This is a genomic window from Sphingomonas sp. NFR04 (genome assembly GCF_900114095.1).
Lineage (GTDB): Bacteria > Pseudomonadota > Alphaproteobacteria > Sphingomonadales > Sphingomonadaceae > Sphingomonas.
The window spans coordinates 208,453-223,295 of the sequence record NZ_FORV01000006.1 but is presented as its reverse complement, the minus strand read 5'-3'; the positions used below and the strand labels follow the sequence as shown (position 1 = coordinate 223,295).

Genomic DNA, 14,843 nt, shown 5'->3' with positions numbered 1-14,843 from the left:
GGATAGCACCAATCCTCCCCTGCGCCGCAGGGGAGGGGGACCGCGCGCCGAAGGCGCGTGGTGGAGGGGCCGCGGCGGCACGCCGCGGCTGCCCGCGCTCCGGGCAACGTCCGCGCCATATGGCGCGGCCCCTCCACCACGCTGCTGCGCAGCGCGGTCCCCCTCCCCCAGCCATGCTGGGGGAGGATTGGCATGCCGATGAACGAAGCCGCGTTCCTCGCTTACCTGCGCCACCTGCCGCTCCATGCCGGCGCGCGCGGGCTGCGCGACGATGCGGCCGTGCTCGGCGATCTCGTCCTCACCCATGACGTGCTGGTGGAGGGGGTCCATTATCTGCCCGACGATCCCGCGGAGGACGTCGCCTGGAAGCTGGTGGCGGTGAACCTGTCCGATCTCGCCGCCAAGGGCGCGGTGCCGGAGGGCGTGCTGCTCGGCTATCCGCTTGCGGGCGACGACGCTTGGGATTCGTCGTTCCTGGCAGGGCTGGACGCAGCGTTGGCGGCCTTTGCCTGCCCGCTGATCGGCGGGGACACGGTGAAGGCGCCTGCAGGCGTGCCGCGAACGCTGTCGCTGACGGCGCTCGGGCGCTCGACCCATGCGCCGGCGCGAAGCGGCGCGCAGGCCGGCGACCTGCTCTACGTGACCGGAACGATCGGCGATGGCGGGGCCGGGCTCGCAGTGGCGATGGCGGGCGAGGGCCCGGCGACGCTGCTCGCGCGCTATCGTCGTCCGACGCCGCGGCTGGAAGAAGGACAGGCGCTCGCCCCGGGCGTCCACGCGATGATGGACGTGTCCGACGGACTGCTGATCGATGCCGCACGCATGGCCGAGGCGAGCGGGCTGGCGGTGACGATCGACCTCGCCGCCGTGCCGCTGTCGGCGGACTATCAGGCGGTGCGCGGCGGAGATCGCGACGCGCGCCTCGCCGCGGCGACCGCAGGCGACGATTATGAGCTGCTGTTCGCCGCGCCGCAGGGTCCGCTCCCGCTGGCGGCGACCTGCCTCGGCGCGTTCAGTGAAGGCGAAGGCCTGACGCTCCACGATGCAGGCACGCCGCTCGCGCTGCCCGGGCGGCTAGGCTTCGAACACGGCGGGTGACCTAAAGCGTATCCTCCCCCGCCAGGGGGAGGATAGGGGCAAACCTCAGTCGAACAGCCCGTCCTGCGACCCTGCCGGCGGGTTGAGCCCGAGATGCTTCCAGCCCGGTCCGTTCAGGCACCGCCCGCGCGCCGTGCGCGCGATCAGGCCGAGCTGGATCAGATAGGGCTCGATCACTTCCTCGACGGTGTCGCGCGGCTCGCTGAGCCCGGCGGCGAGCGTCTCCACCCCCACCGGGCCGCCGCGGTAGACGTCGGCGATCATCATCAGATAGCGCCGGTCCATCGCATCGAGCCCCAGCCCGTCGACTTCCAGCCGATTGAGCGCCGCATCGGCCACCTTGGCATGCACCACCGCCTCGCCGAACACATTGGCGAAGTCGCGCACCCGGCGCAGCAATCGCCCGGCGATACGCGGCGTGCCCCGCGAGCGCCGCGCGACTTCCCGCGCGCCGTCGGCCGCGATCTCCAGGCCGAGCAGCCCGGCCGCGCGCGTCACCACCCGCTCCAGTTCGTCTACCGTGTAGAATTGCAGCCGCACCGGAATGCCGAAGCGATCGCGCAGCGGCGTCGTCAGCAGCCCCTGCCGGGTCGTCGCGCCCACCAGCGTGAAGCGCGGCAGATCAATCCGCACGCTGCGCGCCGACGGCCCCTCGCCGATCATCAGGTCGAGCGCGCGGTCCTCCATCGCCGGATACAGCACCTCCTCCACCGCCGGATTGAGCCGGTGGATCTCGTCGATGAACAGCACGTCGCCGTCCTCGAGATTGGTGAGCAGCGCCGCTAGGTCCCCCGACTTGACGATCACCGGCCCCGAGGTGGAGCGGAACCCCACCCCCATTTCGCGCGCGATGATCTGAGCGAGCGTGGTCTTGCCGAGCCCCGGGGGCCCGAAGAACAGCACATGGTCCAGCGCATCGCCGCGCGCCTTGGCGGCATCGATGAACACGCGGAGATTCTCGCGCGCCGCCTTCTGCCCGACAAACTCGTCGAGCGACTTGGGACGCAGCGCGGCGTCGACGTCTTCGGCACGGCGGCCGGCGGTGAGGAGGCGATCGGTATCGGTCATGCAGTCCAGATGGTTTGATAGCCGCTAGGGCCGAGTTGGTCGATCACGTCGAACCGCAGGCGAAGATAAGCGAGCACCGCGTCCGGCACCGGCCCCTGCCGCATCACCGCCACCCGCCCCGGCGTATCGAGATAGGCGCGGGCGATATGGTCGTCGCCGAAGTCGTAGACGAGATAGTTATAGTCCTCCTCCACCCCGCCGTCTGCATCAAGGATACGGTCGCGCAGATGGACGATGACGGGATCGGTATGCCCGCTCATCGCACGTTTTCCGTTGTTTGCGGCTGGCCAGCGGCGCCGGACAGGCGCATCAGATCGCCATGCCCGACCTGTACCTTGCGACGCCCGCATCGCCCAGCCTTCGCGCCGAGCTCGACCGACGCTTCACCGTGCATGACAAGGATCCGCCCCCGACCACCCGCGCGATCGTCGGCGGTGGGCAGCTGCAGCTGGGTGCCGAGATGCTCGAACGGTTTCCGACGCTCGAGATCGTGGCGATCAACGGCGTCGGCTATGACGGGCTCGACCTCGATGCGCTGCGCGCCCGCGGGGTGCGGGTGTCGACCACCCCCGACGTGCTGACCGACGACGTCGCCGATCTCGCCATTGGGCTGATGCTGGCGGTGCAGCGCCGGATCGCCGCCAACGACGCGCTGGTGCGCCGTGGCGGCTGGAAGGCGCCGCTCGGCCGGCATGCCAGCGGGCGACGGATCGGCATTTTCGGGATGGGCAAGATCGGCGCGGCGATCGCCGCCCGCGCCGCGCCCTTCGCGCGCGAGGTGCTCTATACCGCCCGCAGCGCGAAATCGGTGCCCTGGCGGTACCTGCCCGACATCGCCGCGCTGGCGGAGGAAAGCGACGTGCTGATCCTGGCGGCACCCGGCACGGCCGCGACGTCGCACATCGTCGACGCCGCGGTGCTGGACAAGCTCGGCCCCGCCGGCGTGCTGGTCAACGTCGCGCGCGGCAGCCTGGTGGACGAGGACGCCCTGGTCACCGCGCTCTGGGCAGGCACCATCGCCGGTGCGGGACTCGACGTGTTCGCCGACGAGCCGCACGTGCCCGAGGCGCTGCGATCGATGGAACAGGTCGTGCTGGCGCCGCATCAGGGCAGCGCCACGGCAGAGACGCGCGCGGCAATGGCGGCGCTGGTGCTCGCCAATCTCGATGCGCATTTCGCCGGCGAGGACCTGCCGACGCCGCTGCTCTGAAAATACGATCCTCCCCTGGAAGGGGAGGTGGCAGGCCGAAGGCCTGACGGAGGGGTGTCGCCAGTCGAAACGCAGGTCTGCCACACCAGCGTGGACACCCCTCCGTCGCTTCGCGACACCTCCCCTTACAGGGGAGGATCTTGGCGATCCCTCCCTCATCCCAGCAACGTGCTCAGCACGTCGGGATGGAAACCCCAGGCGGCGAAGCCGCACAGCCCCATGAACAGTCCGAACGCGCCGAACACCCAGGCGACGACCAGCAGCCAGCTGCTCTCCGCCAGCGCCGATACCGCGGCGACCGAGATCGCGGTGGCGATCGCTGCGTCGCTGGCATCGAACTGGTCGTCATGCACGTTGAGCGCGTCATATTGCGCCGCCTGCGCCTTGGCCTGCTCGGCGAGCTTGGGCGCCTCGACCTTGTACTTGGCGATGTCCCCATCGAGCCCCTTCAGCACCGGCGCCACCTTCGCTGGATCGCTCGCCACCGCGGCGATCTGCGCGCGGCTGGTTTCGGCGAGGTGCTGCTTGGTCTTGGTCGCCTGATACTCGTTCCACAGGTCGACCGAGCTCGATTGCGCCTGCTGCATCGCCTGGACGATATTGCCGTCCTTGATGCCGCACACACCGGTGAAGACCGACAGGATCACCACGGTGATCGCCACGCGGCGGTTGAGGCGCTTGTCCTTGGCTTCGGCGGAGACTTCGATTTCCATGGGGGGGTCCTATACCCGCTTGGTCCAACAGATCCTCCCCTGAAAGGGGAGGTGGCAGGCCGAAGGCCTGACGGAGGGGTGTCGCCGCCCGATACGGAGGAACACCGCTATGGCGGTGACACCCCTCCGTCGCTTCGCGACACCTCCCCTTCCAGGGGAGGATTGCGACGCAGACTTCACTTCGCCGCCTTGCGCAGTGCGAGCCGCACCAGCGCGTCGAGCGTTGCCGCGGGGCCCAGTTCGTCGCTCGCGGCATTGACCGCGGCGCTGGCTTCCGCAGGCTTGAAGCCGAGGTTGAGCATCGCCGACACGGCATCCGCCGCCGCCCCGCCGCTCGGCGCGGCCGCCGCGCCCACCCCGCCGAGCGCGAGCCCGCCGGCCTTGTCCTTCAACTCGTTGACGATGCGCTGGGCGAGCTTCGGCCCCACCCCGTTCGCCCGCGCGATCGTCGCCGAATCGGCGCGGGCGACGGCGGTGCGCAGCTCTTCCGGCGCGAGGATCGAGAGGATCGCCAGTGCCACCTTCGCGCCCACTCCCTGCACGCTGGTGAGCAGCTTGAACCAGTCGCGTTCGTCGGCGGTGGCGAAGCCCATCAGCCGGATCGAATCCTCGCTGACCAGCATCTCGGTGTGGATGGTTACCTGCTCGCCCACCGCGCCCAGCTTGTCGAGCGTCTTGGCCGAGGCACCGACCAGATAGCCGACGCCGTTCACGTCGATCACCGCATGGTCGGCCCCGCTGGACGCCAATGCGCCACGAAGATGCGCGATCATCGGCAAGGCTCCGAAACGACGGAGCGCGGCGGCAGGGGAGAGGCGAAACGCAGCATCGCAGGTACATAAGCGGAACAGCAACCGGGAGGAAGCGATTTCCGCGAGGCCCGACGTCGGTCGCTCAGGGCCGCCAGCGCCACCCGCCGTCGGTCTTCGCCCAGCTGATCCAGATCAGCGCCAGCGTCAGCGGCACCAGCAACGTCAGGAACAGCGGGTGCCGCGGCATTGCGAAACGCACGGTCAGCCCCGTCAGCAGCACGAACAGCGCCACGACCAGCCAGCCCTGCCACGTCGCCGGCGTGGCGCCATAGCCGAACGCCTTGGGCTTGAACCAGAAGCCCGGGCGCACATCCTCCTCGGTCATTCCTCGTCTCCTTCCACCTGCCTGGGCGGGCGGCCGCGCTTGGGCCGCACCGGATCCGCCAGCTTCACCCCCCGCCGCGCCAGCGCCTCGCGCAGCAGGCATTCCACCTGCGCGTTGACGCTGCGCAGGTCGGTCCCCGCGCTCCGCTCGATTGCGGCGTAGAGCGCCGGGTCGAGGCGAAGCGGGAAGGCCTTTTTCTGCGGGGGAACGCTCACGCTACGGCCTTACTGATACAGCGAGCCAGCATTCACCACCGGCTGGGTGTCACGCTCGCCGCAGAGCACCACCATCAGGTTGGAGACCATCGCCGCGCGGCGTTCGTCGTCCAGCTCGACGACATTCTTCGCCGAAAGCTGCTCCAGCGCCAGCTCGACCATCCCCACCGCGCCTTCGACCAGCGTCTTGCGCGCTGCGACCACCGCCTGGGCCTGCTGGCGCCGCAGCATCGCCCCGGCGATCTCCTGCGCATAGGCGAGATGGGTGAAGCCGCATTCGTCGACGGTGATGCCCGCCACCGCCAGCCGCGCGATCAGCTCGGCGCGGAGTTCGCCGCCGACCTGGTCGTGATTGCCGCGCAGGGTGACTTCCTGATGCTCGAAATCGTCATAGGGATAGCGCGAGCCGATGGTGCGCACCGCCGCCTCGATCTGGACGTTCACGAACGCCTTGTAATCGTCGACGTCGAACAGCGCCTGCGCGGTGTCGGTCACCCGCCACACCACCTGCGCCGCCATCTCGATCGGGTTGCCGCGCAGGTCGTTCACCTTGATCTTGTCCGAAATCATGTTGTTGGCGCGGACCGAGACCTTGCTCTTGATCAGCCATGGCCAGGACCAGCGCAGCCCCGTGGTGCGATCGGTGCCGCGACAGTCGCCGAACAGCAGGATCGCGGCCGCCTGGTTGGGCTGGAGCAGATAGAAGCCGGCGAGGACGAGCAGGAACACCAGCGCCGCGGCCACGAGCCAGCCGACCACCAGCCAGTCCGGCAGGCGGTTGATCTGCGGCAGCGCCAGTGCGCCGACGACCAACGCGGCCGCCGCGACCAGCAGCATGCCATAGCCGCTGGCGGTATGCGCCGCCGTCTCGCGGCTCTCCCGCAATGCGGGTGCGGTGCTCCGTGCGTCCATCCTCTTTCCCTCCTTAATTATGATATCATATTTATATCGGCTCAGAGGGTCGGGCAAGCGGATTCGGCGCGCACGAAAAAGGCCGCCGGAGCCTCTGCCCCGGCGGCCTCGCTTTCGGCCTCAGGCCTGAACTCAGTTCAGGACGAGCGTCACCGCGCGGCGGTTCTGCGCCCAGGCGGCTTCGTCCGAACCCATCGCGACCGGGCGTTCCTTGCCGTAGCTGATCGTGGTGATGCGATCGGCCGAGACGCCCTGCGCGGCGAGATAGTTCTTCGCGGCGTTGGCGCGGCGGTCGCCCAGCGCGAGGTTGTACTCGCGGGTACCGCGCTCGTCGCAATGCCCTTCCAGGGTGATGCGGACATTCGGGTGCGCGACCAGCCACTTGGCCTGGCTGTCGAGGATCGCGCGCGACTGCTGGTCGACGTCATACTGGTCGAGGCCGAAGTGGATCGTGTCGCTCGTCACTTCGCGGCGGAACTGCTCCGACATCGGCGTCGTCTGCGTGGTTTCGCCATTGCCATAGGGCTGGCTCGGTGCCGGGGTCTCGGTCGGCGCGGGCGGCAGTTCCTTCGGCGGCTTCTTCGAGCAGGCCGCGGTGGCGACGAGCGCCACGCCGAGCATCAGGCTGGGGACGAGCTTGGTCATGAAATCCTCCTTTTACGGGTGTCGCGCATGCCGCGCATTCGTTACGCTAGAGTTTCTACTCGGTGTCAGGGACGCACGGCGCCCCAATTTGGATCCGAACCATCGAGCGGCGTCGGCACTTTTCGCGTCGCGCGGCCGGTGAGGTCCACCGTCCACAGGTCCGGACGGCCCGATCCCTGCGCGGAGCGGAAGAAGATGATCACCCGGCCGTTGGGCGCCCAGCTCGGGCCTTCGTCGCCCCAGCTGTTGGTGAGCAGCTGCTCGCCGCCGCCCGAGGGGTTCATCACGCCGATGCGGAACGCGCCACCGCCCATGCGGGTGAAGGCGATCTGGTCGCCGCGCGGGCTCCAGGCCGGCGCCGCATAGCGCCCGCCGCCGAAGCTGATGCGGTGCTGGTTGGAGCCATCCGCGTTCATCACGTACAGCTGCTGGGTGCCGCCGCGATCGCTTTCGAACACGATCTTGGAGCCGTCGGGCGAGTAGGACCCGCCGGTGTCGATGCCGGGCGAGGTGGTCAGCCGCTGCGGGGTGCCGCCGCTCGAAGGCACGCGGTAGATGTCGGTATTGCCGCCGACCGCCATCGAGAACACCACCCAGCGCGCATCCGGCGACCAGTGCGGCGCGAAGTTGAGCGCGACATTCGCGACGAGCGTGCGATCCTGGCGCGAGGCCAGGTCGTAGATGTGGATCGACGGGCGATCGCGCTCGAAGCTCATGTAGAGGATCGCGTTGAGCCTGGGGCTCAGCCGCGGGGTCAGCACGATCGACTGGCCGTTGGTGAGGAAGCGGTGGTTGGCGCCGTCCTGGTCCATGATCGCGAGCTGCTTGCGGCGGCGGTTCTTCGGCCCGCTCTCGGCGATATAGACGACCTGGGTGTCGAAATAGGGGCCCTCGCCGGTGAGCCGCGCATAGATCGCGTCGGCGCATTTGTGCCCCGCACGACGCCAGTCGCCGGGCGAGACGACGAAGCCCTGGCGGATCAGCTCCACCTTGGACGACACGTCGTAGAGGTAGCAGCCGACCGTCAGCGTGCCGTTGGAATTGGCGCGGACATAGCCCTGCACCAGCGACTGCGCGCCGGTGCCGCCCCAATAGTCATAGGCGGGCGCGGTCACTTCGGAGAAGGCGACGGTGCGCAGCTGCGCCGGCGGCACTGGCGTGAACAGGCCCGAGCCGCGCAGATCGTTGGTGATGATGTCGGCGAGCTTCTGGCCCAGCACGTCGGTCGAACCCGCGGGGGTGTCGACCACCGCGGACGTCGGCATCGTGGGGATCGCGATCGGCATCGGCGCGGAGATGCCGCCGACGATGTCGATCACCGGCTGGCCGCCGCCCTGCTGCGCCGGCTGCGCGGCCTGGGCCTGCGCCTGCGGGCTGTTGGCGATCGGCGGCGGCGGGGTCGTCTGGGCGTGGGCCGCGGTTGCGAAGCAGACCGTCGCAACGGCCGCAAATTTGAATTTCATCGCTTCATCCTCATCCAGGCAGCTTGTAGCGAAGAGCTAGGCTCTTCCAGCCATTTGGTACGGCGTAGAGATCAGCAGGCAGTCCGCGTATCGGTGTACAACCCTTGAAGGTCGCCAGAGCGAGGTCCTTCACACGGGCCACATACCGAGCGTTGCTCGCATCGTCCCCGTCTACTCCCCTGATCTGGGGCTCGCTGGCCAACGAGCCGTCGGGCTTGAAGTTCAGGAGAACCGTTACCCGTATGCGCTCCGCACCGGGCCCAGGAGTGACTTGTCGATCAGCGCAAGGCTGGACCTGTCTTGTAATCAAGCCAACGAAGCTCGCAACTTCCTGTGCCGAGGCCTTGCTACCCGGGTTCTGCAGCGCAGTACTGTTGGTCTTGTTGTTCGATCGGCCGAGGTCGAGCCCGGCGAGGTTGCCGGTCGGCTTCACCGGACGCCGTTCGCTGCCCGTCGCCGCGCTCTGCGACGGCGCGTTGCTCGGCTTGGCAGGCGCTGCCTTGGCCGGCGGCGCCGGCTTGGCGGGCTGCGCGGGCTTGGCCGGCTGCGGCTTTTCGGCGGGCGCCGGCTTGGGCTTGGGCTGCGGCTTCTCCGCCGGCGCGGGCTTTGGCTGGGGCGGCTGCGGTTTTGGCTGCGGAGCCGGCTGCGGCTGCGGCGGCGCGGGCTGCGGCTTGGGTTGCGGCTGCGGCTCGGGCGAGGGCGGCGGCGCCGCCTCGGGCTCGACCGGCGCCTCGACCGGCGACTTCTTGGCGGCCAGCTCTTCCTGGCTCGGCACCGGCGCGCTGCTCTCCAGCCCCACCTTTTCGGCGAGCGAGATGTCGATCGGGATCGCCTTGGGCGGCTCCTGCGGCGGCGTCTTCGCGAAGCTGAGCGCCAGCGCGGCGAAGACCGCGGCATGCGCCACGATCGAAACGCCGAGCCCTACTCGCTCGCTACGGTCCATGGTCTCGCTCACCTCAGCGCTGGTCGCTCGGTTCGGTGAGCAGCGACACCTTGTTGAGCCCGGCCTGGTTGAGCTCGCCCATCACCCGCATCACCTTGCCATAGCCGAGCGCGGTGTCGCCGCGCAGATAGATGGCGGCGGGCTTGCCGTCGGGCCCCTTCTTCGCGGCGATCGCTTCCAGCCTGGCCGGCAGCTCGGCGTCGCTCACCGCATCATTGTCGAGGAACACCTGGCCCTTGTCGTCGATCGAGATCTGGACGGGCTTCTGCTCCTGGTCGAGCGCCTTGGCGCGGCTCTCTGGCAGGTTCACCTGCACGCCGGCCGTCAACAGCGGCGCGGTGACCATGAAGATGATCAGCAGCACCAGCATCACGTCGACGAGCGGGGTGACGTTGATCTCGGCCATCGGCGCGCGGCGGCCGCGGCCCTTGCCGGAGGGGAGGTGCATGGCCATCGGCTTAGCCCTCCATCTCCAGGCGGCGACTGAGCGTCGCGTGGAAGCCGTCGGCGAAGCGGTTCAGCCGCGCCTCGACGCGGTTCACGGCATGGCTGTAGCGGTTGTACGCGATCACCGCCGGGATGGCGGCGAACAGGCCGATCGCGGTGGCGAACAGCGCCTCGGCAATACCCGGTGCCACGACCGCGAGCGACGAGCTCTGCGCCGCGGCGATGCCGGTAAAGCTGCGCATGATGCCCCACACGGTGCCGAACAGGCCGACGAACGGCGCGACCGAGCCGACCGTAGCGAGGAAGTTCAGCCGATCCGAAAGCCGATCGATCTCCATCGCGACGGTGGCGCCCATCGCGGTGGCGAGGCGCTCGCGCGTGCCCTCGCGGTCGATCGTCTTGCCCGCGGTCGAGCGGCGCCATTCGCTGACGCCGGCGGCGAACACGCGCGCGATCGGCTGGTCGCGGCCGGCGGCGCGGCGGTGGAACTCGTCGAAGTCATCCGCTTCTCGATATTCGGTCTCGAAGCGCTGCATTTCCTTGCGCAGGCCGCTGACCTTCAGCGCGAAGCCGACAATGATCGTCCAGGTCCACAGGCTGGCGAGCAGCAGGCCGATCATGACCAGCTTCACGACGATGTCGGCTTCCAGGAACAGATGGATCGGCGACAGGACGGCACCGGTTGAGACGGACGGCATGGACGCTTAACTCTCCTTCCACACGAGCGGTTCGAACGCGGCCAGCCACTCGGCCGGCTGCCGCCGCGGGCGACCGCCGGGGGCGACGAACGCCACCTCCACGGTTGCTTCGGCGACTATGGTTTCGTCCCGCATGACTCGTTGCTGAATAGTGACGACGGCGGCGCGCAGGCGGGTCAGTCTGCTGACAACCACCAGCGTGTCGCCAAGTTTCGCCGGCGCGCGGTAGCGGATGTCTAGCCCGGCGACCGCATAGGCACCGCCGCCCGCCTCGAACACGCCGCGCTGGTCGATGCCTGCGACGTCGAGCATGTCCGATCGGGCGCGCTCCATGTAGCGCAGATAATTGGCGTGATAGACGACCCCGGTGAGATCGGTGTCCTCGAAATAGACGCGCAGCGCAAAGCGGTGCTCGCGGCCGTCGAACCGGCCGGCAGGGGCTTGGTCGCTGCAGGTCATGGATTGGCCTCTAGCGGAGGCGGAACGCTAGCGGAACCCCAAAGGGGGCTAAGCTTTGGTGGGTGGAAGGATGTTGGTAGTTGGCGGCGCTTCAAGCCCCTCCCCTTCAGGGGAGGGGTTGGGGTGGGGCAGTGTCTCACCGAAACCAACAGAGGTTCTGGAACCCCTCCACCCCCAACCCCTCCTCCGAGGAGGAGGGGCTTAAGGTAAGTCAGAACAACAGCCGCTGCGTGGAACTTCCCCGCCCCACCGGCGCCCCGCCACGCCGCCTTGCCAGCTCGGTTTCCGCGGTGAACCGCACATCCTCGTCGCGATCGGTGAGGAAGCCTTCCAGCGAATCCTCGGAGATCTCGCTCCACTCCTTGCCGCGATCGGGGCCGTAGCGGACGCGGGGCAGCAGCCCGGGCTGGCTCGACCATTCGACCAGCTGCGCGACGCTCGCCTCGTTGAGCATGTCGCGCAGGTGGAACGCGGTTACATAGGCGTCCGGGAAGGCACGGTGGGCGGGCAGGCCGCGTTCATGCTCCATGCCTTCGGGCCGGCGCCAGTAGCGCAGCATCTGGTTGGAGAAGCCCGGGCTGTCCGGCCACAGCCGCAGCGCGCATTTCCAGGTGCAGATCCAGTCGGCGCCGCGGGTGAGCGCGGGCGTGCAGAACTGCTCCTCGAAGCTCGCTCGATGCGCGGCGAGCGCGACGCGGCGCGGCCAGGGATCGAGGATCGGGCGGGCGACGTCGTGCCAATAGGGGGCCTCCGCCACGTCCTCGTCGCGGATATGGTGGATCGCCATGGTCAGCGGCGGGATGCCCCGGCCGGGATTGACGAGGCGGCTGCCGCCCTCGCCCTGCAGTTCCCAGCGGCCATCGGGCCCAAGCGCGACATCCTGCCAGCCGATCTCGCACACGGCATGGGCAGGCGGCTTGTCGCCGGTGGTCTCTAGGTCGATGACGCGGATGATCGAAGGAGGTGGCGGAGCCATGGCCGCGATGTGGGGGTTTTCGGGGGGAATTGCCAGCCGAAAGCGGCGCGGGGGAGGCTAAGCGCTCTTAAGCCCCTCCTCCTGGGAGGAGGGGTTGGGGGTGGAGGGATTCCAGAACCTCCGTTGGTCTCGGTGAGACACTGCCCCACCCCAACCCCTCCCCTGAAGGGGAGGGGTTGAGCGTGCGACTTACTCCGCCGCCTTCTTCTTCGCCGGCGCCTTCTTCGCGGCAGGCTTCTTGGCCGCCGGGGCCTTCTCGCCCGCCGCAGCCTTGGCCGCCGGCTTCTTCGCCGCGGCCTTCTTCGCCGGCGCCTTCTTCTTCGCCTTGCCCTTGGCCGGCCCCTGCGCCGCCTTGGCGTCGATCAGCTGGGCGGCTTCCTCCAGCGTCAGCGCGTCCTTGTCGATCGTCTTGGGCAGCGTCGCATTGGTCTCGCCGTCGGTGAGATAGGCGCCGTAGCGGCCTTCCATCAGCTTGATCTCGGCCTCGGTGCGCGGATGCTTGCCGAACACCTTGAGCGGCTCGCGTGCCGCGCCGCGCGCCGGGCGACCGCCGCCCGCCGCCGCTTCGGCCAGCTTGACCACCGCCGCGTTCATACCCGTCTCGAACACCTCGGCGGTCGACTGGAGCCGGGCATATTTGCCGTCATGCGCCAGATAGGGCCCATAGCGGCCGATCGAGGCGGTGATCGGGTTGCCGGTCTCCGGATGGTTGCCGATGGTGCGCGGCAGCTTGAGCAGCTTGAGCGCCCATTCGAGGTCGAGATCGACATCCTTCGGAATCGAGGCGCGCGCCGCATCCTTGCCCTCGCCGAGCTGGATATACGGCCCGAACCGCCCCGACTTGCGCTCGACATTGAGCCCCGTCTCGGGGTCCTGGCCCAGCACTTCCGGCCCCGTGTCCTCAGACCCCTCGCCGCCCGGCTGGCCGAAGCGGCGGGTATATTTGCACTCGGGATAGTTGGAGCAGGCGACGAACGCGCCGAACCGGCCGCCGCGCAGCGCCAGCTTGCCGACGCCGCAATTCGGGCACAGCCGCGGATCGCTGCCGTCCGCCTTGGCGGGGAACAGGTACGGCTCGAGGAACTGGTCGAGCGCCGCGGTGATGTCGGAGGGCTTCTGCTCCATCACCTCGGTGGTGCGCGGCTTGAAGTCGCGCCAGAAGGCTTCCAGCACCGCCTGCCACGCCGCACGGCCGCCGGAGACGTCGTCCAGCTCTTCCTCCAGCTCGGCGGTGAAGTCGAACGACACATATTTCTCGAAGAAGCGCTCCAGGAACGCGGTCAGCAGGCGGCCGCTTTCCTCGGCGAAGAAGCGGTTCTTCTCCACCCGCACATAGGCGCGGTCCTTGAGCACCTGGATGATCGAGGCATAGGTCGAAGGCCGGCCGATGCCGAGCTCTTCCAGCCGCTTGACCAGCGAGGCTTCGGAGAAGCGCGGCGGCGGCTGGGTGAAGTGCTGCTCGGCGTTGACCGCCTTCTTGGCGGGCGAGGCGCCTTCGGACATGCGCGGCAGGCGGCGGCTGTCCTCGTCGCCCTCGTCGTCCTTGCCCTCTTCGTAGAGCGCGAGATAGCCGGGGAAGAGCACCACCTGGCCGGTGGCGCGCAGGCCGTGCTGGCCGGTGCCGTCCGCCAGATCGACGGTCGTGCGCTCCATCCGCGCCGAGGCCATCTGGCTGGCCAGCGCGCGCTTCCAGATCAGGTCGTACAGCCTGGCATGGTCGCCCGAGCCCGCGCGGTCCTTGCCAAAGTCGGTCGGGCGGATCGCCTCGTGGGCTTCCTGGGCGTTCTTCGCCTTGGTCTGATACTGGCGCGGCTTGTCCGGCACGTACGAGCCGTCATAGCGATCGGCCACAGCCTTGCGCGCCGCCTGAATCGCCGAGGGGTCCATCTGGACGCCGTCGGTACGCATATAGGTGATCGCGCCGTCCTCGTAGAGCGCCTGCGCGATCCGCATGGTGTGGCTGGCCGAGAAGCCGAGCTTGCGCGCCGCTTCCTGCTGCAGCGTGGACGTCGTGAACGGCGGCGGCGGATTGCGCATCGCCGGCTTGGTCTCGACCGCGACGACGGTGAAGCGGCCTTCCTCGACCGCCTTCTTGGCCGCCTCGGCGCTGCCCTGGTCGCCGATCGACAGCCGGTCGATCTTCTCGCCCTTCCACTTGACGAGGCGCGCCTGGAACGGCGTGCCGTCCGATTCCATCTCGGCGATGACCGACCAATATTCCTGCGCGACGAAGCTTTCGATCTCGCGCTCGCGCCCGACGATCAGCCGCAGCGCCACCGACTGGACGCGGCCCGCCGACTTCGCGCCGGGCAGCTTGCGCCACAGCACCGGCGAGAGCGTGAAGCCGACCAGATAGTCCAGCGCGCGGCGGGCGCGATAGGCGTCGATCAGGTCGGTATCCAGCTCGCGCGGATGCTGCATGGCGTGGAGGATCGCCGGCTTGGTGATCGCGTTGAAGGTGACGCGCTCGACCTCCTTGGGGAGCGCCTTCTTGTTGCGCAGCACTTCCTGCACGTGCCAGCTGATCGCCTCGCCTTCGCGATCAGGGTCGGTCGCGAGGATCAGGCGATCGGCCTTCTTCGCCTCGTCTGTGATCGCCTTCAGCTGCTTCGACTTGTCGGCATAGGTCTCCCACTCCATCGCGAACGATTCGTCGGGGTTCACCGATCCGTCGCGGGCGGGCAGGTCGCGGACATGGCCATAGCTGGCCAGGACGCGGTAATCCTTGCCGAGATACTTCTCGATGGTTTTCGCCTTGGCGGGCGATTCGACGATGACAAGCTGCATGAAGTGGTTAGACCGATCCCTACGTGTACGCGTGCGAGGATGACGACCGGCACCGCACCGCGTCAAGCGGGC

At 68.7% G+C, this 14,843-nt stretch carries 17 protein-coding genes; 2 read left to right on the top strand and 15 right to left on the bottom strand.

Features of this window, described 5'->3' with window-relative positions; translation table 11 throughout:
* Positions 1-198: 198 nt before the first annotated feature.
* On the top strand, positions 199-1,098 hold the full coding sequence (thiL, locus tag BM009_RS17455) for a thiamine-phosphate kinase (protein ID WP_093298222.1): 900 nt from the start codon (positions 199-201) through the stop codon (positions 1,096-1,098).
* A 45-nt stretch (positions 1,099-1,143) separates the two neighbouring features.
* On the opposite strand, the gene ruvB is transcribed toward thiL, so the two are convergent.
* Complete coding sequence (gene ruvB / locus BM009_RS17450) at positions 1,144-2,166, bottom strand: Holliday junction branch migration DNA helicase RuvB (RefSeq protein ID WP_093298132.1); 1,023 nt, start codon at positions 2,164-2,166, stop codon at positions 1,144-1,146.
* Positions 2,163-2,426 carry a hypothetical protein gene (locus tag BM009_RS17445; RefSeq protein ID WP_093298131.1) on the bottom strand — a complete coding sequence of 88 codons (264 nt, stop codon included), beginning with the start codon at positions 2,424-2,426 and terminating at the stop codon, positions 2,163-2,165. Before BM009_RS17445 ends, ruvB begins: the two co-directional genes overlap by 4 nt.
* Before the next feature lie 59 nt (positions 2,427-2,485).
* On the opposite strand from BM009_RS17445, the gene BM009_RS17440 reads away from it, so the two are divergent.
* Complete coding sequence (locus BM009_RS17440) at positions 2,486-3,376, top strand: 2-hydroxyacid dehydrogenase (RefSeq protein WP_093298221.1); 891 nt, start codon at positions 2,486-2,488, stop codon at positions 3,374-3,376.
* Positions 3,377-3,531: 155 nt separating this feature from the next.
* Here the strand turns inward: BM009_RS17440 and BM009_RS17435 are convergent, their stop codons facing one another.
* From BM009_RS17435 to topA, 13 genes are all read right to left on the bottom strand, one after another.
* Positions 3,532-4,089 (bottom strand): DUF4337 domain-containing protein, encoded by a 558-nt coding sequence (locus BM009_RS17435; protein WP_093298130.1) that lies wholly within the window; start codon positions 4,087-4,089, stop codon positions 3,532-3,534.
* A gap of 176 nt (positions 4,090-4,265) precedes the next feature.
* A complete protein-coding gene (gene ruvA, locus BM009_RS17430; RefSeq protein ID WP_093298129.1) occupies positions 4,266-4,862 on the bottom strand; it encodes a Holliday junction branch migration protein RuvA in 597 nt (198 codons plus the stop codon).
* A 121-nt stretch (positions 4,863-4,983) separates the two neighbouring features.
* Positions 4,984-5,226 carry a hypothetical protein gene (locus tag BM009_RS17425; protein ID WP_093298128.1) on the bottom strand — a complete coding sequence of 81 codons (243 nt, stop codon included), beginning with the start codon at positions 5,224-5,226 and terminating at the stop codon, positions 4,984-4,986.
* Positions 5,223-5,441 carry a type II toxin-antitoxin system antitoxin gene (locus tag BM009_RS17420; protein WP_093298126.1) on the bottom strand — a complete coding sequence of 73 codons (219 nt, stop codon included), beginning with the start codon at positions 5,439-5,441 and terminating at the stop codon, positions 5,223-5,225. Before BM009_RS17420 ends, BM009_RS17425 begins: the two co-directional genes overlap by 4 nt.
* Before the next feature lie 9 nt (positions 5,442-5,450).
* A complete protein-coding gene (locus tag BM009_RS17415; RefSeq protein ID WP_093298125.1) occupies positions 5,451-6,353 on the bottom strand; it encodes an SPFH domain-containing protein in 903 nt (300 codons plus the stop codon).
* 132 nt (positions 6,354-6,485) lie between these two features.
* On the bottom strand, positions 6,486-6,998 hold the full coding sequence (pal, locus tag BM009_RS17410; protein WP_093298123.1) for a peptidoglycan-associated lipoprotein Pal: 513 nt from the start codon (positions 6,996-6,998) through the stop codon (positions 6,486-6,488).
* 65 nt (positions 6,999-7,063) lie between these two features.
* Positions 7,064-8,461 carry a Tol-Pal system beta propeller repeat protein TolB gene (gene tolB, locus BM009_RS17405; RefSeq protein WP_093298122.1) on the bottom strand — a complete coding sequence of 466 codons (1,398 nt, stop codon included), beginning with the start codon at positions 8,459-8,461 and terminating at the stop codon, positions 7,064-7,066.
* Between the two features lie 10 nt (positions 8,462-8,471).
* Positions 8,472-9,404 carry a cell envelope biogenesis protein TolA gene (locus BM009_RS17400; protein ID WP_093298219.1) on the bottom strand — a complete coding sequence of 311 codons (933 nt, stop codon included), beginning with the start codon at positions 9,402-9,404 and terminating at the stop codon, positions 8,472-8,474.
* Between the two features lie 13 nt (positions 9,405-9,417).
* The gene (tolR, locus tag BM009_RS17395; RefSeq protein WP_093298120.1) at positions 9,418-9,858 is read right to left on the bottom strand and encodes a protein TolR; all 441 of its coding nucleotides are present in this window, start codon (positions 9,856-9,858) and stop codon (positions 9,418-9,420) included.
* Between the two features lie 4 nt (positions 9,859-9,862).
* On the bottom strand, positions 9,863-10,549 hold the full coding sequence (gene tolQ, locus BM009_RS17390) for a protein TolQ (protein WP_093298119.1): 687 nt from the start codon (positions 10,547-10,549) through the stop codon (positions 9,863-9,865).
* Positions 10,550-10,555: 6 nt separating this feature from the next.
* Complete coding sequence (locus BM009_RS17385; RefSeq protein WP_093298117.1) at positions 10,556-11,008, bottom strand: YbgC/FadM family acyl-CoA thioesterase; 453 nt, start codon at positions 11,006-11,008, stop codon at positions 10,556-10,558.
* A gap of 211 nt (positions 11,009-11,219) precedes the next feature.
* Positions 11,220-11,984 carry an exonuclease domain-containing protein gene (locus BM009_RS17380; RefSeq protein ID WP_093298116.1) on the bottom strand — a complete coding sequence of 255 codons (765 nt, stop codon included), beginning with the start codon at positions 11,982-11,984 and terminating at the stop codon, positions 11,220-11,222.
* A 189-nt stretch (positions 11,985-12,173) separates the two neighbouring features.
* On the bottom strand, positions 12,174-14,771 hold the full coding sequence (gene topA / locus BM009_RS17375; protein ID WP_093298114.1) for a type I DNA topoisomerase: 2,598 nt from the start codon (positions 14,769-14,771) through the stop codon (positions 12,174-12,176).
* Positions 14,772-14,843: the final 72 nt, after the last annotated feature.